18 protein-coding genes are annotated in these 17801 nt (G+C 72.0%); 11 read left to right on the forward strand and 7 right to left on the reverse strand.

Annotation, left to right across the window (positions count from 1 at the left end; genetic code table 11):
- Positions 1 to 218 precede the first annotated feature (218 nt).
- Genes Gocc_RS01615 through Gocc_RS01630 form a run of 4 tightly spaced genes read right to left on the reverse strand, consistent with a single transcriptional unit; the run spans position 219 to position 3595 of the window.
- Positions 219 to 1271 (reverse strand): DUF459 domain-containing protein, encoded by a 1053-nt coding sequence (locus tag Gocc_RS01615; RefSeq protein WP_114794781.1) that lies wholly within the window; start codon positions 1269 to 1271, stop codon positions 219 to 221.
- Positions 1271 to 2689 carry an MBOAT family O-acyltransferase gene (locus Gocc_RS01620; RefSeq protein WP_114794782.1) on the reverse strand — a complete coding sequence of 473 codons (1419 nt, stop codon included), beginning with the start codon at positions 2687 to 2689 and terminating at the stop codon, positions 1271 to 1273. Before Gocc_RS01620 ends, Gocc_RS01615 begins: the two co-directional genes overlap by 1 nt.
- Positions 2690 to 2732: 43 nt before the next feature.
- Entirely contained in the window at positions 2733 to 3308 is a 576-nt protein-coding gene (locus tag Gocc_RS01625; protein WP_114794783.1) for a hypothetical protein, read from the reverse strand.
- Complete coding sequence (locus Gocc_RS01630; RefSeq protein ID WP_114794784.1) at positions 3305 to 3595, reverse strand: hypothetical protein; 291 nt, start codon at positions 3593 to 3595, stop codon at positions 3305 to 3307. Before Gocc_RS01630 ends, Gocc_RS01625 begins: the two co-directional genes overlap by 4 nt.
- A 201-nt stretch (positions 3596 to 3796) precedes the next feature.
- Here Gocc_RS01630 and rpsF point away from each other — a divergent pair, with 201 nt between their 5' ends.
- The 5 genes from rpsF to Gocc_RS01655 all read left to right on the forward strand — a co-directional run bounded on the left by rpsF (position 3797) and on the right by Gocc_RS01655 (position 8355).
- A complete protein-coding gene (gene rpsF, locus Gocc_RS01635) occupies positions 3797 to 4165 on the forward strand; it encodes a 30S ribosomal protein S6 (RefSeq protein WP_114794785.1) in 369 nt (122 codons plus the stop codon).
- Between the two features lie 3 nt (positions 4166 to 4168).
- Positions 4169 to 4606 (forward strand): single-stranded DNA-binding protein, encoded by a 438-nt coding sequence (locus Gocc_RS01640; RefSeq protein ID WP_114794786.1) that lies wholly within the window; start codon positions 4169 to 4171, stop codon positions 4604 to 4606.
- Positions 4607 to 4619: 13 nt separating this feature from the next.
- Positions 4620 to 4877: a 30S ribosomal protein S18 gene (gene rpsR / locus Gocc_RS01645; protein ID WP_114794787.1), complete on the forward strand. Its 258-nt coding sequence runs from the start codon at positions 4620 to 4622 to the stop codon at positions 4875 to 4877.
- A 4-nt stretch (positions 4878 to 4881) separates the two neighbouring features.
- Positions 4882 to 5499: a 50S ribosomal protein L9 gene (gene rplI / locus Gocc_RS01650; RefSeq protein WP_220150387.1), complete on the forward strand. Its 618-nt coding sequence runs from the start codon at positions 4882 to 4884 to the stop codon at positions 5497 to 5499.
- A 219-nt stretch (positions 5500 to 5718) separates the two neighbouring features.
- Entirely contained in the window at positions 5719 to 8355 is a 2637-nt protein-coding gene (locus Gocc_RS01655; protein WP_220150388.1) for a replicative DNA helicase, read from the forward strand.
- Positions 8356 to 8547: 192 nt separating this feature from the next.
- Here the strand turns inward: Gocc_RS01655 and Gocc_RS01660 are convergent, their stop codons facing one another.
- Positions 8548 to 10677 (reverse strand): thiamine pyrophosphate-dependent enzyme, encoded by a 2130-nt coding sequence (locus Gocc_RS01660; protein WP_114794788.1) that lies wholly within the window; start codon positions 10675 to 10677, stop codon positions 8548 to 8550.
- Positions 10678 to 10752: 75 nt separating this feature from the next.
- Between Gocc_RS01660 and Gocc_RS01665 the strand changes: the two genes are divergently transcribed.
- Genes Gocc_RS01665 through purQ form a run of 6 tightly spaced genes read left to right on the forward strand, consistent with a single transcriptional unit; the run spans position 10753 to position 16400 of the window.
- Positions 10753 to 12018 (forward strand): adenylosuccinate synthase, encoded by a 1266-nt coding sequence (locus tag Gocc_RS01665; RefSeq protein ID WP_114795133.1) that lies wholly within the window; start codon positions 10753 to 10755, stop codon positions 12016 to 12018.
- 22 nt (positions 12019 to 12040) lie between these two features.
- A complete protein-coding gene (gene purD / locus Gocc_RS01670) occupies positions 12041 to 13297 on the forward strand; it encodes a phosphoribosylamine--glycine ligase (protein ID WP_114794789.1) in 1257 nt (418 codons plus the stop codon).
- Positions 13294 to 14616, forward strand: a complete 1323-nt coding sequence (gene purB / locus Gocc_RS01675; protein WP_114794790.1) for an adenylosuccinate lyase — start codon at positions 13294 to 13296, stop codon at positions 14614 to 14616. Before purD ends, purB begins: the two co-directional genes overlap by 4 nt.
- Positions 14609 to 15466 (forward strand): phosphoribosylaminoimidazolesuccinocarboxamide synthase, encoded by an 858-nt coding sequence (locus Gocc_RS01680; protein ID WP_114794791.1) that lies wholly within the window; start codon positions 14609 to 14611, stop codon positions 15464 to 15466. The genes purB and Gocc_RS01680 overlap by 8 nt, the downstream gene beginning before the upstream one ends.
- Positions 15463 to 15708 carry a phosphoribosylformylglycinamidine synthase subunit PurS gene (gene purS / locus Gocc_RS01685; protein WP_114794792.1) on the forward strand — a complete coding sequence of 82 codons (246 nt, stop codon included), beginning with the start codon at positions 15463 to 15465 and terminating at the stop codon, positions 15706 to 15708. The genes Gocc_RS01680 and purS overlap by 4 nt, the downstream gene beginning before the upstream one ends.
- A gap of 5 nt (positions 15709 to 15713) precedes the next feature.
- Entirely contained in the window at positions 15714 to 16400 is a 687-nt protein-coding gene (gene purQ, locus Gocc_RS01690) for a phosphoribosylformylglycinamidine synthase subunit PurQ (RefSeq protein ID WP_114794793.1), read from the forward strand.
- Positions 16401 to 16560: 160 nt separating this feature from the next.
- Here purQ and Gocc_RS01695 read toward each other — a convergent pair whose 3' ends face one another.
- Both Gocc_RS01695 and Gocc_RS01700 read right to left on the reverse strand, forming a co-directional pair.
- The gene (locus Gocc_RS01695; protein WP_114794794.1) at positions 16561 to 17130 is read right to left on the reverse strand and encodes a DNA-3-methyladenine glycosylase I; all 570 of its coding nucleotides are present in this window, start codon (positions 17128 to 17130) and stop codon (positions 16561 to 16563) included.
- 121 nt (positions 17131 to 17251) lie between these two features.
- Positions 17252 to 17800: an MOSC domain-containing protein gene (locus Gocc_RS01700; protein WP_114794795.1), complete on the reverse strand. Its 549-nt coding sequence runs from the start codon at positions 17798 to 17800 to the stop codon at positions 17252 to 17254.
- Position 17801 lies beyond the last annotated feature (1 nt).

Consider the following 17801-nt stretch of genomic DNA (forward strand, 5'->3'; position numbering starts at 1 on the left):
GGGCAGGGGCTCGTCGAGAACTGGCAGTCGTCGTCTCCCGTGTGCGCGGTCAGCGGCTTCGGTGCCGGCGGCCGGGTCGTGCACGGCTGGGATGAGCGGGTCCATCGCTGCGAGCGCTCCTCGGATCGACCTGACGAAGTCCTGGATTCTAGCCCCCATTACTTCACTTGTCAAAGTCACTTCTATGATTGTAGTTTTACGACTTTACGCGCGACCGCTCATCTCTTCCGCCGCCAGCTCGTGAGGTCGAACGTCTCGTTCAGTCGCTTCAGCACCTCGCGTGCGACCATGTCGCCGCCGGCGCTGTCGAGGTGCACGCCGTCGCCTGCCCGCACCTTGATCGACGTGCCGTTCGCGCCTTGCAGGTACTCGGCGTACCCGCCGTCGGCGCCTGCGAACATCGCGTAGGTGTCGACGTAGATCGCCCTGCCGCGCCGTTTCCTCGCCTCACGCGCGACGACGGAGTTGATGACGTCGAAGCGCTGCGTCTGCTTCCTGCTGCGAGTGATGGGCAGGCCGATCCACACCGCGACGGCACCTGCGCGCGCGATCGTGTCGAAGAGCCCGCCGACGCGGCGGGCGTACTCGCGCCGCCAGGAGGGCGTGCCGAAGCCGTCGACGCTCACCCCGTCGGGCAGCCCCGTCATGTAGCCGTGGTCGTCGTTGCCGCCGAAGCCGAGCACGACGACGTCGGCGCGCAGCCGCTTCACCTGCGCCCTGATCTCGGTGAACCAGTTGAACACGTCGGGTCGCTCGAGCCCCGTGCCGACACGGCCGTCGACGCCCAGCGACCGGATCACGGGGCTCGCGCCGGCCGCGCGCACGAGCGAGTAGCCCGGCGTGATCACGAGCGAGTCGCCCGCGACCCACAGGCGCAGCTTCCGCTTCGGCGTGAAGACCGGCAGCGCCGGCGGCGCCGGCGCCGGCCCGGACGTGGCGGGCGCCGCGGGCGGCAGCGCGATCTCGGTGTCGATCCTGTCGCCGTCGCCGCGGCCGATCGCGTCCCTCACGAGCTGCCGCGGCCGGTCGAGCAGCAGCGCGTGGCTCACGCGCGCGAGCGGCCCCGTGATCGCGAGCGCCACGTCGCGCCGCAGGCCGGGCTGCTGGTTGAACGCCGACTTGTGCATGCCGGGCGCCGTGAGCAGCGCGCCGGCGGCGAGCGCCAGCACCGCGACGGCGATCCCGCGACCCGCGCTCGACAGCAGACGGCCGTCCTCGCCGCGGCGCGCCCGCGGCGGCGTCTGCGTGCGTGGATGCGTACGTGCCGCCATCAGAAGCGGAAGTAGATGAAGGGTGCCACGCCCTCGGGGCCGAGCGCGTTCGTCAGGGTCAGCGCGATTGCCAGGGTGGCCGCCTGGCCGAGCAGCGGCAGGCGCGCGAAGCGTTCCATGAGCAGGAACGGCACCCGCGCGGGCAGATACTGCGAGCCGATGCCGACCGCGATCGCGAGCAGCACGCCGAGGCTGACGAGCGGCGACGGCGCGCCCCAACCGGTGACGAGGCCCGAGAGCAGGTCGAACGCCCGACCGAACGTGTCGGCGCGGAAGAACACCCACGCGAGGCAGACGAGGTGGAACGTGAGCACGCGCTCGACGGCACGCCGCCGCAACGTCGAGGGAGCAGGCGCATGGCCTGACCCGTGCCTCCACCAGCGCTCCGCCGCGAGGCCGACGCCGTGGATCCCGCCCCACACGACGAACGTCCATCCGGCCCCGTGCCAGAGGCCGCCGATGAGCATCGTCAGCAGCACGTTGCGGTACGTGAGCACCGTGCCCCTGCGGCTGCCGCCGAGCGGGATGTAGACGTAGTCGCGCAGCCACCGCGACAGCGTCATGTGCCAGCGGCGCCAGAAGTCCTGCAGCGAGCGGGCCGTATAGGGCGAGTCGAAGTTCTGCGGAAACGAGAAGCCGAGCAGGAGCGCGATGCCGATCGCGATATCCGTGTAGCCGGAGAAGTCGGCGTAGATCTGCACCGCATACGCGTAGATCGCGATCAGGATCTCGAGCGACGAATGCTGGCCCGGCGCCGCGAACACCTGGTCGACGATGCTCGCGGCGAGGTAGTTCGCGATCACCACCTTCTTGAACAGCCCCGTCGCGATGAGGTAGAAGGCGCGGCTCGTATCGACGCGGCGCGGGTCGCGAGGCGTGTCGAGCTGGGGGATGAGCTCCCCGGGCCGCACGATCGGCCCGGCGACGAGGTGCGGGAAGAACGACAGGTAGGCGGCGAACTTCTCGAGCGTCGTCGGCACGATGTCGCCGCGGTAGGTGTCGACGACGTAGCTGATCGCCATGAAGGTGTAGAAGGAGATGCCGACGGGCAGGACGATCGACCGCAGCGACAGCGGCGCGTCGAGGCCGACGAACGCAAGCAGGCTCCCGGACGAGTTGACGAAGAAGTCGTAGTACTTGAAGTAGCCGAGCACGCCGAGGTCGCCGGCGAGCGCGAGCCACAGCAGCGCCTTTCTCCGCGCCCGCGCCGTGGCGCGGTGGATGCGCACCGCCATGAGCTGGTTCCAGACGGTGCAGCCGGCGAGCAGGAGGATGAACCGCCAGTCCCACCAGGCGTAGAAGACGTAGCTTGCGGCGACGATGAAGGGGCGCCAGCGGTGCACCTTCGGCATCGCGAGCCACGACAGCGGCAGGACGATCAGGAAGAAGATCGCGAACGTCGCGGTCGGGAAGAGCATCGCGACAGCCTACGGTTCGCCCCTGCCGCGGGCACGGGCTCGATCAGCCGCCGGCGGGCCGCTCCACGGTGGCCTCGATCTCCTGCGGCTGCGGCAGCTTCGTCACCGCCGTGCGCGCGTCCGCGGGCGTCTCGAGCACGGTCTGCTCGACCGGCGGCACGAACCACGCCGCGTCGGCGGGCGTGGGCTGCTGCGGCGCGGGCGCGGGAGCGACGAAGAGCTCGCCGCGGCGTCGCTCGGCGCGCGAGGCCGCCCATTCGATCAGCGCCACGAGCAGCCAGGCGCCCGCCATCACGGCGACGATCACGGGGGCGTCGAGCTCGGCCACCGCGGCCGCGACCGCGGCGCCGGCGAGGAAGAGCGCCTCGAACAGGAAGCGCGGCACGGACGGGCGGCGCCGCACAGGCGCCCGCAGCGAGCCGATCCACGCGTAGGAGGCGGCCGGCGGCGCGGCGGCCGCTCCGGCGTCCCAGCCGGGTCCGGCGGGCGGAAGGCTCGACTCTCCGAGCCGGCGTACCTCGGCCTGCAGGGCCTCGATCCGGTCGGACAGGACTCTGACCGCATCGGCGAGGTCGGCGCCGGCAGCGCCACCGGCCTGCGTGCGCTCCGTCGCGCTCATGCGCGATCCTCGCCGTCCCGCATCGAGGCGATCGTCTCCTGTGCCCTGGCGTGGATGCGCGCGCGCCGCTCGTCGAGGGTCTCCGCCTGCTCGCCCTCCGCGGGGCCGCTCCTCTGAGCGGCGAGCTTGCGGCGCAGCACTTCGGCCGGGTCGACGTCGTCCTCGCCGGCGAGCGGCTCGGCGGGGGCGGGCGCGGGCGCCTGCGACGTCGTTCCGCGGCGGGCGAGCAGCCGCCCGAGAGCGGCGATGCCGGCGAGGCCGGCGACCCAGGCGAGGGCGCGCTTCACGGAGCGGATCGTAGCCCGGATCCGGCCGCGCGGGCCGGACGCCGGCGCCGGCGGCCGGGCGCCCGAGCTGATCTCCACCCGCAGCTCCCGTGTCCATCAGCTACCGTTGCTCGTGCTTCCTGCCTCGCTTCGCGACACCCATTCCCAGGTGCGCTTGCCGGTGAGGCCGCCTAAGACCGAAGGAAGGAGAACAGGGAACCCGTGGTCGACTACGAGATCCTGCTGTTGCTGGACCCAGACCTCGCCGAGGAAAGCCAGGCGGAGGTGATCGCGCGCGTGCGCGAGCTTATCGAGAAGGGCGGCGGCACGTTCGACCGCCACGAGCCGTGGGGCAAGCGCAAGCTCGCCTACGAGATCGACAAGAAGAGCGACGGGAACTACCACCTGCTGCACTTCAGCGCCACGCCGGAGACGCTCGACGAGGTCTCCCGCGTGCTCAAGATCGACGACAACGTGATGCGTCACATGGCGACACGTCGGCCCCAGGGGGGTCCGTCCGAGCCACTTTCGGTGGGCGCGCCGGCGAGCCACGATGCTGTGGTCGACGATCTCGCTGCGGAGGAGGAATGACACATGGCCGGTGACATCAATCGCGTGACGCTCGTCGGGCGCCTGACCCGCGACCCGGAGCTGAAGCATCTGCCGTCCGGGAGCGCCGTCCTCGAGATGGGGCTCGCCGTCAACGGCCGCCGGCAGGACGCCGGCGGCCAGTGGGTCGACAAGCCGAACTTCTTCGACGTGAAGGTGTTCGGCAACCAGGCCGAGATGCTCGCCCAGCATCTCGCGAAGGGTCGGCGGATCGGCATCGACGGCCGCCTCGACTGGTCGTCGTGGGAGTCCCCCGACGGCGGCAAGCGGTCGAAGGTGGAGGTGATCGCGCAGTCCGTCCAGTTCCTCGACAGCCGTGGCGACGGCGGCGAAGGCGGCGGCTCCTTCGTGCCGGGCGGCGGCGCGCAGCAGGCGAACGCCGACTTCCCGGCTTCCGCATCAGACGACGACATCCCGTTCTAGGAGATCTGCACACATGGCTCAAAAGGCACCGGCGCGCAAGCGCCCCAGCTCCGGCGCCGCCCCCGGGCGGCGCAAGAGCTGCCACTTCTGCAAGGACAAGGTGACGGAAGTGGACTACAAGAACGTCAACCAGCTTCGGCGCTACATCTCGGAGAAGGGCAAGATCCGCAACCGCCGCATCACGGGCGCGTGCCGCCGCCACCAGCGGCAGGTCGCCCTCGCGGTGAAGCGGGCCCGCGAGGTCGCGCTGCTGCCCTACGTCGCGAGCTAGGACGATGGAGATCATCCTGCTCAGGGACGTCGAGAAGGTCGGGCTTCGCGGCGAGGTCGTGAACGTCGCCCGCGGATACGCCCGCAACTTCCTGTTGCCGCGCAAGCTGGCGGAGGTCGCGACCCCCGGCCGCGTGGCCGAGGTGAGGCGCATCGAGGCGGAGCGCGCACGGCACGAGGCCCGCAGCGCCGAGCAGGCGGCGGAGATCGCCGCCACGCTCGGGAAGACCGTGCTCCGCTTCGACGTCAAGGCGGGGCCGACCGGGTCGCTGTTCGGCTCGGTCACCCCGACCGACATCGCCGACGAGATCTGGCGCACGCGCAAGATCCGCGTCGACCGGCGCAAGATCGGCGTCGACACGATCAAGCGGATCGGCCGCTACGCCGTGCCGGTCGACGTGTTCGACGGCGTCAGCGCCGAGCTCAAGCTGATGGTCGTGCCCGAGGGCGGCGAGCTGCCGCCCGAGGAGGAGCTGGCCGCGATGGCGGCGGCCGAGGCCGCCGCGGAGGCCGCCGCGGCTCCTGCCGCCGCCGGCGGGCCCGCGTCCGGCGAGCCCGCTGTCGAAGGGCCCGTCGCCGGGGAGCCGGCAGAGGAGCCCGCCGCCGAGGCGGACGAGGCCTAGACGTTCCACACGGCTCTCCACACCCCTGTGGAGAGCCGTGTGAACTTCCCGCTGCGAGCGGACATCTCCGGGGGACAACGTGGACGCCCTCTGGGGACAATCCGTCCGCGGCTGGGGATAGACTCCGAACATGCGTTCTGTTTTCCCTGCATGTCGGCGCCTGCGCGGCGTGCCGCGGCCGATCTTGCCGTGGCCTGCGCCGGCAGGTTGACTGCCGCGGTGACCGCCGCTCCGACGATGCCGTCGGCCATCGTGCCGCCCCAGAACCTCGAGGCCGAGGAGTCCGTTCTCGGCGCGATGCTGCTCTCGCCGACTGCGATCGGCGCCGTCACGGAGATCCTCGACGCCTCCGATTTCTACCGCGAGTCGCACGGCACGATCTACCGTGCGGCGCTCGCGCTGTACGGCAAGGGCGAGCCGGTCGACGCGATCACGCTGGCGAACGAGCTGGACGAGCGCGGCGAGCTCGAGCGGGTCGGCGGCAGCGCCAAGATCGCCGAGCTCGCGGCCCTCGTGCCGGCGGCGTCGAACGCCGAGCACTACGCGCGCATCGTCAAGGAGATGGCGACGCTGCGCGGCCTCGTGCGCGTCGGCCAGGAGATCACGAGGCTCGGCCAGGACCGTCCCGGGCAGACGACCGACCTCGTCGACCGTGCCGAGCAGATGGTGTTCGAGCTCGCCTCGGAGCGGGTCAGCGGCGACTTCGCGCACATCGAGTCGCTGCTGAAGGAGAGCTTCGAGCGGATCATGCACCTGTACGAGGCGGGAGTCGAGATCACCGGCATTCCGTCCGGCTTCCGCGAGCTCGACAAGCTCACCTCCGGGTTCCAGCCCGGCAACCTGATCATCCTGGCCGCGCGACCGTCGATGGGGAAGTCCGCCCTGGCGCTGTGCGCCGCCGCCAACCTCGGCGTCCGCCACGAGACCCCGGTGGCGCTGTTCACGCTCGAGATGTCGAAGGCCGAGGTGACGCAGCGGATGATGTGCAGCGAGGCGAAGGTCGAGTCGCAACGCCTGCGCTCCGGCCGCCTCGGCCAGGACGACTGGCCGCGCCTCACCGCCGCCTGCGACAAGCTGATGAAGGCGCCGATCTACGTCGACGACACGGGCTCGATCACGATGATGGAGCTGCGCTCGAAGGCGCGCCGGCTGAAGTCGCGCGAGCCGAAGCTCGGGATGATCATCGTCGACTACCTGCAGCTGATGACGTCGGGCTCGAACCCCGAGAACCGGGTGCAGGAGGTGTCGCAGATCTCCCGGTCGCTGAAGGTGCTGGCGCGCGACCTCGAGGTTCCGATCCTGGCGCTCTCGCAGCTCTCGCGTGCCGTCGAGCAGCGTCACGACAAGCGCCCGATCCTGTCGGATCTGAGAGAGAGCGGCTGCCTCGCGGGCGAAACGCCCGTCTATCTTCCGGACGAAGGCGTCCACCGGCCGATCCGGGACCTCGTCGGAACGAGTGGGTTCAACGTTCTTGCCCTCGACGAGTCGACGTGGCAGCTCGAGCCCCGGCGCGTGACCCATGCGTTCGCGACCGGGCGAAAGCCTGTCTTCCTGCTGAGGACGCGCCGTGGGCGCACGATTCGTGCGACGGCGAACCACAAGTTCCTTGCCTTCGATCGCTGGCGCCGACTGGACGAGCTCGCGCCCGGGACGCAGATCGCCTTGCCCCGTCGGCTCGATACCCGTGGCGACGGAGCGAGGACGATGAGCGACGCGGAGCTGGCGCTGCTCGGGCACCTGATCGGGGACGGCTGCACCCTTCCCCGACACGCGATCCGGTACACGACGCGTGAGCCGGAGTTGGCCGCACTGGTCGCCGATCTCGCCGAGGCGGTTTTCGGCGATGTGGTTGCGCCGAGGGTGAAGGCGGAGCGGACCTGGTACCAGGTCGACCTGCCGGCAACGGCGAGACTCACCCATGGCGTCCGCAACCCCGTCGCCGCGTGGCTCGACGGGCTCGGCGTGTTCGGGCTCCGCAGCTACGAGAAGCGAGTGCCAGACGAGGTCTTCCGGCAACCGGTCGAGGCGATCGAGACGTTCCTGCGCCACCTCTGGGCGACGGGCGGTTGCCTGCGCGCCGGCGACGAGCGGGCCTACGCGGTCGTGCGATACGACACCACGAGCGAGGAGCTTGCGTACGGAGTGGTCTCCCTGCTCCTGCGTCTGGGCATCACGGCAGGCACGCGGGTCGTCTCGATGGGTGCGAAGGGCCGACCTTCGCATCGCGTCGACGTGACGGGGCGCGACGACGTACTCCGCTTCCTCTCGTTCGTGGGTGCGACCGGAGAGCGTCGAGGCGAAGCTCGGCGCGAGATTCTCGGCAAGCTCGCGGTCGCAGCAGGTACCACCAATCGAGACACGCCTCCGCGCGCGACGTGGAAGGGACTCGTGGTGCCGGCGACGGCAAGCGCGGGTGTCACGGCTCGACAGTTGCAGGAGCGACTCGGGATGCGCTATTGCGGCTCGACTCTCTACAAGGCTGGTATTTCGCGAGCCCGCGCGGAGCGCGTCGCAGAGATCGCGGACTCGAGTGAGCTTCGTTCACTCGCTCGCAGCGACGTGTGCTGGGATGAGGTTGTTGCCGTCACACCGGATGGAGAGGAAGAGGTCTACGACCTCACAGTCGACGAGCTCCACAACTTCGTCGCGGCGAATACTATTGTCCACAATTCCATCGAGCAGGACGCCGACCTCGTCATGTTCGTCTACCGCGACGAGTACTACAACGGCGAGGAGTCCGACGCGCAGGGGCTCGCGGAGATCATCCTCGCCAAGCACCGCAACGGCCCCACCGACGCGATCAAGCTCAGCTTCCTCAAGCGCTACGCGAAGTTCGCCGACCTGGCTGCCTCGTAGCGTTGCGAGGCAGCCAGGTCGGCGAACGTGTTCGTAGGGGCGAGGCGCAGCCTCGCCGGACCAGCGACAATCGCGCGTGCAGAGGACCGGTTGTCCAGCAAGGCACGTGCCTCGCAGGACCGACGCCGCGCGCTCTTCCCGGTGCCGCACCTACGTGGAGCTCACATGGCTCCGCGGGGGTAGGGCTGGAGTTCAGACCAGTGCGAGCGCGGCCGCCTCGATCTCGTTCTCGGAGACGAGCACGAGCGTGGCCGCGTCGCCGAGCGGCACGAACGAGTCCTTGCTCGTGACGCGCGCCATCGGCCCCTCGAAGCCGATGTCGACGAGGGCCGCCAGGATCCCCTCGGAGACGCCGCCTGTCCGCCGCGTCTCGTCGACGACGAGCACCCGGCCGGTCGCAGCCACTTCGCGCGCGATGTCCTCGATCGGCAGCGGCGCGAGCCAGCGGAGGTCGACGACGCGCACTTTCACGCCCCTCGCATCGAGCCTGCGAGCAACCCGGAGGGAAAGGTAGAGGCCGTTGCCCCAGGTGAGGATCGTCAGGTCACGCCCATCGCCGTACGTGCGCGCCGACCCGAGCGCCACATGCTCGTGCGACGGCGCCGCCAGCCACGCTCCGTCGCGCTCCTCGTACAGGTCACGGGTGTGGTAGAGCGCGATCGGCTCGAGGAAGGCGCAGACGCTGCCGTCGACCTTCGCGGCCGCGACGCAGGTGCGCAGCATCGCCGCGGCGTCGTCGGGCCGTGACGGCGACGCGATCACGAGCCCGGGTATGTCACGGAGGACGGCGACCGAGTCGTCGTTGTGGAAGTGGCCGCCGAAGCCCTTCTGGTAGCCGTAGCCGGCGATGCGCACGACCATGCCGTTGCGGTACTGCCCCTGCGAGAAGAACTGGAGCGTCGCCGCCTCGCCGCGCAGCTGATCCTCGGCGTTGTGGAGGTAGGCGAGGTACTGGATCTCGGGCAGCGGCAGGAGGCCGCTGACGGACGCACCGAGGGCGAGGCCGAGGATCGAGGTCTCGTCGAGCAGCGTGTCGAACACCCGGCCGGCGCCGAAGCGCGCGTGGAGGCCGCGCGTGACGCCGTACACGCCGCCCTTGGCCGCCACGTCCTCGCCGAAGAGGAGCGCCTCGGGATGCCGCTCGAGGGCATCTGCGAGCGCGCTGTTGACGGCCTGCGCGAGCGTCAGCGGCTCGGCGCTCGACCGGCCGCGAGCGCCGGCGGCGGCGGCGACGGCGGCGGGCGAGCGGGGCGCGAGCGGCCGCATCACCTCTTGCGCCGAGCCGAGCTGGGGCAGCCGCGCCGCCTCGAGGGCGCGCTCGCGCACGCGCGCGCGGCTCTCGACGTAGTCGGCTGCGAGCTCCGCCCCGCTGCGAGCGCCGGCGGCGACGAGCCAGCGGGCCGTGGCGAGGATCGGGTCGCGCGCCCAGTCGGCCCTGACGGCCTGCGGCGAGCGGTAGGCCGATTCGACGTCGGCGCCCGCGTGGCCGAGGTAGCGCACCGTCCGCAGGTGGAGCACGGCGGGGCGGCGGCTCTCGCGCACCCACTGCGCCAGCTCGCGGGCGCCGGCGAGCAGTCCCGCCGGATCGTCGCCATCCAGGCGCTCGTAGCGAAGCTGCGAGCGCGCTCGCAGCGCTCCCTCCGCCCATCCCGCGGGCGTCGGCACGCTGATGCCGAGGCCGTTGTCCTCGCAGACGAGCAGCAGCGGCAGCGGCAGGTGCTGGTGGGCGGCGTGCGCCGCCGTGTTGAGCGCAGCCTGGGCGGCTGCATGGTTGAGCGAGGCGTCGCCGAAGCTGCACACGACGACGGCGTCGAGCGGCCACGTGCAGTCGACGCCGAGCTTGCGCGCCCGGTCGATCGCGATCGCGACGCCCACGGCGCGCGGCAGGTGCGAGGCGATCGTGGACGTCTGCGGGATCACCGCGAGATCGTGGTGGCCGAACACCTTGTGCCGTCCGCCGGCGATCGGCTCGTCGCGCGCCGCCGTCACGCCGAGCAGGATGTCGCCCACCCCGTCGTGCCCGACCTGCCCGGAACGGGCCAGGTAGAAGCCGCCCGAGCGGTAGTGGAGGAGCGCCGGATCGGTGGGACGCAGCGCGAGCGCGACCGCCGCGTTGCTCTCGTGGCCGGCCGAGGCGATCGTGTAGAAGCTGCGCCCCTCCTTCTGTAGCCACCGTGCGGCGAAGTCGCAGTGCCGGCTGTCGATCTGCGCCCGCCACAGCGCCGCCGCCTCGGGAGCGGCCGCCTGCGGCGCGCCTGGCCCGACGAGCTCCGCGAGCGCGTCGAGGAGATGGAGCTCGAGCGGGTCGAGGTCGTCTCGCATGTGCGGCAGGACGGTATCGCGTCGAGGTTGCGCCAGGCGGCACGCCGCTCGGCTGCGCATGCGAGAATGCGTCACGTGCCTGCGACCGTGATCGTCGGCGCGCAGTGGGGCGACGAGGGCAAGGGCAAGATCGTCGACCTGCTCGCGCAGGACTCCGACCTCGTCTGCCGCTACCAGGGCGGGCCCAATGCCGGGCACACGATCGTCGTCGACGGCGAGACGTACAAGATCCGGCAGATCCCGTCCGGCATCGTCGCGGGCAAGGCGTCCGCGATCGGCGCCGGCTGCGTCGTCGACCCCCGCGTCGTGATCGAGGAGCTCGACGACCTCGAGTCGCGCGGCCACGTCACGGCCGGCCTCGTGTTCGTCTCCGGCAACGCCCACCTGATCATGCCCTGGCACGTCGCCCTCGACGGGGCACGCGAGCGCAAGCTCGGCAACCTGCAGATCGGCACGACGCGCCGTGGCATCGGCCCCGCGTACGCCGACAAGGCGACCCGGATCGGCATCCGCGTGCAGGATCTGCTCGACCCGAAGATCCTGCGCCAGAAGATCGAGCTCGCGATCACCGAGAAGAACGTGTGGCTGGAGCGGGTGTACGACATCGAGCCGTTCGACCTCGAGGACGTCGCGCGCACCTACGAGGGGTACGCGCAGCGCCTGCGCCCCTACGTCGCCGACACGTCGCTGCTCGTCGACCGCGCGCTGCGTGCCGGGGAGAGCGTCCTCTTCGAGGGCGCGCAGGGCACGCTGCTCGACCTCGATCACGGCACCTACCCGTTCGTCACCTCGTCCAGCCCGATCGCCGCCGGCGCGGCGGTCAGCTTCGGCATCGGCCCGAACCGGATCGACGAGGTGCTCGGCGTCTCCAAGGCGTACGTGACGCGCGTCGGCGAGGGGCCGTTCCCGAGCGAGATCGAGGGCGAGGCGCAGGAGCGCGTGCGCGGGCTCGGCGGCGAGTTCGGCACCGTCACCGGGCGCGAGCGGCGCTGCGGCTGGCTCGATCTGCCTGCGCTGCGCTTCGCCGTGCGCGTGAACGGGATCACGTCCCTCGCCCTGACGAAGCTCGACGTGCTGTCGACGTTCGCCGAGATCCCCGTCTGCGTCCGCTATGCGCTGCCCGACGGCAGCGAGACGGACGACTTCCCCGCGCATCAGAGCGACTTCCACCACTGCCGGCCCGTGTGGGAGACCCTCCCCGGTTGGCAGACCGAGCTCGCCGGCGACGGGCTTCCGGATGCTGCGCGCGGCTACGTGCGCTTCGTCGAGGAGGCGCTCGGGGTGCCCGTCACGCTCGTCGGCACAGGCCAGGGCCGCGAGGCCGTCCTCGCCCTTCGTTGAGGCGGCGCGCCCCGGGGCCCGCGTGAATGTCCTCCTCGTCGGCTCGGGCGGGCGCGAGCACGCGCTCGCCTGGAAGCTCGCGCAGTCCCCGCTGCTGACGGAGCTGCACGCCGCCCCCGGCAACCCCGGTATCTCCGCGCTCGGGTCGTGCCACCCGGTAGCTGCCGACGACGGGGAGGCGATCCTGGGCCTCGCGCGCTCGCACGGGATCGATCTCGTCGTCGTCGGTCCGGAGGCGCCGCTCGTCGCCGGGCTCGCCGACGAGCTGCGGCGCAACGGCATCCACCTGTTCGGCCCGGGCCGGGAGGCGGCCGCCATCGAAGGATCGAAGCGGTTCGCCAAGGAGGTGATGCGGGCGGCCGGCGTGCCCACGGCCGCCGAGCTGCCGAAGCCGGCCGCACCGTGCGTGCTCAAGGCGGACGGGCTCGCCGCCGGCAAGGGCGTCGTCGTCTGCCGCAGCCAGGCCGCGGTCGACGCCGGGCTCGCCGAGCTGGCGGCGTTCCCGGGGCCGCTCGTCGTCGAGGAGCTGCTGGAGGGGCCCGAGGTGTCCGTGTTCGCGCTCTGCGACGGCGTCAGGGCCGTTGCGCTGTCCGCGGCACAGGACTTCAAGCGCGCCTACGACGGCGACGAGGGGCCGAACACCGGCGGCATGGGGTCGTATGCGCCGGTTCCCGGGATCGACCGCGGCGAGCTCGAGCGGCTCGTCGACCTCACCTGCCGGCCGGTGCTCGCAGAGCTCGCCGCGCGCGGAGCCCCGTTCATCGGCACGCTCTTCGCAGGGCTCATGCTCACCGCCGACGGCCCCAGAGTGCTCGAGTACAACTGCCGCTTCGGCGACCCCGAGACGCAGTCGCTGCTGCCGCTCGTCGACGGCGATCTGCTGCAGGCGCTCGCCGCCGCCGCGGCGGGCGACCTCACGGGCGTCACCCTGGGACAGCTGCCCGCGGCGGCTGTGACCGTCGTGCTCGCGGCCCGTGACTACCCCGCGCGCGGCGACAGCGGCTCGGAGATCACCGGCATCGAGGAGGCGGAGCGGGCGGGAGCGCTCGTGTTCCACGCCGGGACGGCACGCTGCGGAGAGCGCCTCGTCAGCAACGGCGGCCGCGTTCTCGACGTCACCTCGGTCGCCGGCGATCTCGCCGCCGCGCGGGCCGGGGCATACGCGGCCTGCGACCTCATCTCGTGGCAGGGGATGCGCCGTCGCGACGACATCGCCCTCGCCGCCTCGCGTCGCGAGCCGCGCTCGCCGGGGGCGGGCGGGGCTAGACTGGGCCCGTGATCGCACGCTACTCCCGTCCGGCGATGGCCAGGATCTGGTCGGACGAGGCGAAGCTGCGGCGGTGGCTCGACGTCGAGCTGGCCGCGCTCGAGGGCTGGGCGCAGGCCGGCGTGATTCCCGGCGAGACCGTGGCGGCGATCAGGGAACGCGCCGTCCCGCCGACGCCGCAGCGCGTGGCGGAGATCGAGCGCGAGACGAACCACGACGTCGCCGCGTTCGTCGACGCGGTCGCGGAGCAGCTCGGCGAGGAGGGGCGCTGGTTCCACTACGGGCTCACGTCGTCCGACGTGCTCGACACGGCGCTGGCGCTCGCGGTGCAGGACGCGGGCGCGGTCGTGCTGGAGGGCGTCGACCGCGCCTTCCGCGCCGTCGTCGCGCGCGCGGAGCAGCACCGCCGGACGCTCTGCATGGGCCGCACGCACGGCGTGCACGCGGAGCCGACGACGTTCGGGCTCAAGCTCGTCGGCTGGGCGTTCGCCCTCGACCGCGAGCGCGCGCGGCTCGAGCGCGCGTTCGAGGGGCTGCGGTTCGGCAAGCTCTCCGGCGCCGTCGGCACCTACTCGGCGACCGGCCCCGAGATCGAGCGTGCAGCCTGCGAACGGCTCGGGCTCGAGCCGGCCCCGAGCTCGACGCAGATCTTGCAGCGCGATCGGCATGCCGAGGTGCTCTCGGCCCTGGCGCTGCTCGCCTCGTCGCTCGACCGCTTCGCGACCGAGATCCGCCACCTCGCGCGGACCGAGGTGCGCGAGGTGGAGGAGCCGTTCGGCCGGGGCCAGAAGGGCTCGTCCGCCATGCCGCACAAGCGCAACCCGATCACGGCGGAGCGGATCTGCGGGCTCGCCCGCGTCGTGCGCGCCAACGCGCTCGTCGGCCTCGAGAACGTCGCGCTGTGGCACGAGCGAGACATCTCGCATTCCTCCGCCGAGCGCGTCGTGCTGCCCGACTCGTTCCTCGCCGTCGACTACATGCTCGACCGCTTCGCCTGGTTGGTGGAGGGGCTCGTGGTGCGCGAAGAGCGCATGCGCGAGAACCTCGAGTCCAGTCACGGCCTCTTCTTCAGCCAGCGGCTGCTCCTCGCCCTCGTGGAGTCGGGTCTCGCCCGTGACGAGGCCTACCGGCTCGTGCAGCGCGCCGCCATGCGCGCGTGGGACGAACGGGTCGGGTTCCGCGAGCTCGCCGAGGGCGACGCGGAGATCGCCGGCCGCGTCGATCTCGACGCGGTGTGCGACCTCGGCGCCTACACGCGTCACGCGGGCGCCGTGTTCGAGCGGCTGCGAGCGCTCGTCGCCGCCCGCGAGGCGGAGGGCGCCCGTGCCTGACGCCGTGCACGTCGGCAGCGGCAAGGTGCGTGAGATCTACGCGCTCGACGACGAGCGGCTGCTGCTCGTCGCCTCCGACCGCGTCTCCACCTTCGACGTCGTGCTGCCGACACCGATCCCCGACAAGGGGCGCGTGCTCACCGGGCTGTCGGCCTTCTGGTTCGCCCGCACGCGGGCGATCGTGCCGAACCACCTGCTCGATCTCGGTGACGACGCGCGCTCGACCGTGTGCCGCCGGCTCACGATGCTTCCCGTCGAGATCGTGGTGCGCGGCTACCTGTCCGGCTCCGGCTGGGTCGACTACCGCGAGACCGGCGCCGTCTGCGGGCACGCGCTGCCGGGAGGGCTGCGCGAGTCCGAGCGCCTTCCGGCGCCGATCGTGACGCCGGCGACGAAGGCAGAGGAGGGGCACGACCTCAACATCGGCGAGGACGAGGCCGCCGCGCTGTGCGGTGACGAGCGCTACGCGGCCGCGCGCGCCGCGGCGCTCGCCCTCTACGCGTTCGCCGCGTCCCATGCGGAGGCGCGCGGCATCATCCTCGCCGACACGAAGTTCGAGCTGGGCGTCGACGCCGCGGGCGTGGTCACGCTCGGCGACGAGGCGCTGACGCCCGACTCCTCGCGCTTCTGGCCCGCCGCCGGGTACGAGCCGGGCCGCCCGCAGCCGTCCTTCGACAAGCAGTTCGTCCGCGACTTCTGCCTTGCGACGGGCTGGGACCGCACCCGTCCCGGGCCCGAGCTGCCGGAGCACGTCGTCGCCGGCACGCGGGCGCGCTACGTCGAGGCGTTCGAGCGCCTCACGGAGATCGAGTTCGACCGCTATCTCGCCGACCCGAAGGTGGTGCTGTGAAGGGAACCGTTCTCATCCGACCGAAGGCCGGCATCCTCGACCCGCAGGGCGAGGCCGTGCGCGACTCGCTGGCCAAGCTCGGCTTCGCGGTCGCGCGCGTCCGCGTCGGCCGCCTCGTCGAGGTCGAGGTCGAGAGCGACGACCCCGCGGAGGCGCGCGCCGCGCTCGAGCGCATGGCGGCCGAGCTCCTCGCGAACCCGCTCATCGAGTCCTTCACGGTCGAGGTCGAGGCGGAGCGCTGAGCGGCGTGCCGCGGATCGCCGTCGTCACGTTTCCCGGGTCGAACGACGACGGCGACGCCGTGCTCGCACTCGAGCAGCTCGGGGCCGAGGCCGTCGCCGTCTGGCACGCCGATGCCGCGCTCCCGGAGAGGACGGCAGGCGTGGTGCTGCCGGGCGGGTTCTCGTACGGCGACTACCTGCGCTGCGGCGCGATCGCGCGCTTCGCGCCCGTGATGGACGCCGTCACCGCGTTCGCCGCGCGGGGTGGGCCGGTGCTCGGCATCTGCAACGGCTTCCAGATCCTCTGCGAGGCCGGCCTGCTGCCGGGCGTGCTGCGTCCCAACCGGCAGCGGCAATTCGTGTGCCGCGACGTGACCGTCGCCGTCGCGAGCACGGCGAGCGTCTTCGCGGCCGGCTGGGAGATCGGCCGGGAGCTCGTCATCCCCGTCAAGCACGGCGAGGGAAACTGGTACGCTGACGGGGAGCGGATAGCCGCCCTGGAGGCGCGAGGCCAGGTGGCGCTCCGCTACACGGAGGACGTGAACGGCTCTCTCGGGCGGATCGCGGGAGTCACGAACGAGGCGGGCAACGTGCTCGGCTTGATGCCCCACCCGGAGCACGCCGTCGATCCTCTGCTCGGCCCCGTCGGAGGCGTTGCCGTGCTCGAAGGGCTGATCGCAGCCGCGTCGCGGGCCGCCGCCGTTCCCGTCTAGTGCGGCGTCTCGCAACATTGCACCGGAAAGCCTTGTTGCGAGACGCCGCACTCGATGCTTGCTGCATGTCGCCCGGCTGCTGCGCAGCAGCCGGGCGACATGATCCTGAAGGGGCGCGCTTCGCGCGCCCATTTCGGGTCGAACGTCTGGAGACGGCGCACTAGGCGACGGCGAGGCACCCCTCGATGTGGTCGTCGACGAGGCCGGCTGCCTGCATGAACGCGTACACGGTGGTGGGTCCGACGAAGCGGAAGCCGCGACGCCTGAGCTCCTGCGACAGCGCCACCGACTCGGCGCTCGCCGCAGGAAGCTCCGCGAGCGCGCGCGGTCGCCGCGCGCGCGGCGGCGGCGCGAACGACCACACGAGCGCGGAGAGCCCGCCGGTGAGCCCGAGCGCCGCCCGCGCGTTGCCGATCGCCGCCTCGATCTTGCCGCGATGGCGGACGATCGACGCGTCGGCTAGCAGGCGCTCGACGTCCGGCTCCGCATACGCGGCGACCGCCTCCAGCTCGAAGCCGCCGAAGGCGCGCCGGAACCCCTCGCGCTTGCGCAGGATCGTGATCCACGCCAGGCCGGCCTGGAAGCCCTCCAGCGTGAGCAGCTCGAACAGCCGCGCGTCGTCGGCGAGCGGCCTGCCCCACTCCTCGTCGTGGTAGGCGCGGTAGAGGGGATCGTCGCCGCACCAGCCGCAGCGCGCGAGGCCGTCGTCGCCGATCAGCAGATCGGCCATGCGTCCGATCGTGACCGGCGCCGGGTTCGGCAGACGGTCCCCGCGCCGAGCGGCGACAACGCCGGCCCGTACCTTGCGGCGCGGAGAGGCGCCCCCGGCGGCGCAACGCGTTGCGGCTGGCTCACAGCTTGCGGACGGCGTCCCCGCGGCGCACCGTGCCGGGCTCGACGACCCTCGCGTTGACACCGCGGAGGTTGAGCGCCCTGCCCGTCGGCGAGCTCACGAAGCGGAGCGCCTCGTGGCCGAAGCGGTCGCGGAACTTGACGCAGCCGGTGTGTGGCTCGGCCGTCACCTCCACCACGGCGGAGCCCAGAGCGAGCCGCGTCCCCGGCGGCAGGTTGCCGGCGCTCAGGTCGAGGTCGACGTAGAGCTGGTCTCCGGCGAGAGCCCAGCGCTCCCGCTCCCCCGCGAGGAGCGCGGCGACCCTGCTGTTCATGAGAGTGAGCTGCGCGTCGGGATTCGCGGAGCCGTCCGGCGTGCTCCGGCTCCCGCGCACGCGCCAGCAGTCACCGACGAGGCCGTCGTCGAGGTCGAGCGTGCCTTCCTCGAGCACCTCCCGGGCGCCCTCCGCCGGACGGCCGACGATCAGCTCGACGACCCCACCGTCGCGTGGCGAGCGGCGGATCTCGGCGAGACCGGCCTCGAGCTCCTCGGCGCCTGCGTGATCCATG

Origin of the sequence: Gaiella occulta, assembly GCF_003351045.1 — a bacterium.
Lineage (GTDB): Bacteria > Actinomycetota > Thermoleophilia > Gaiellales > Gaiellaceae > Gaiella > Gaiella occulta.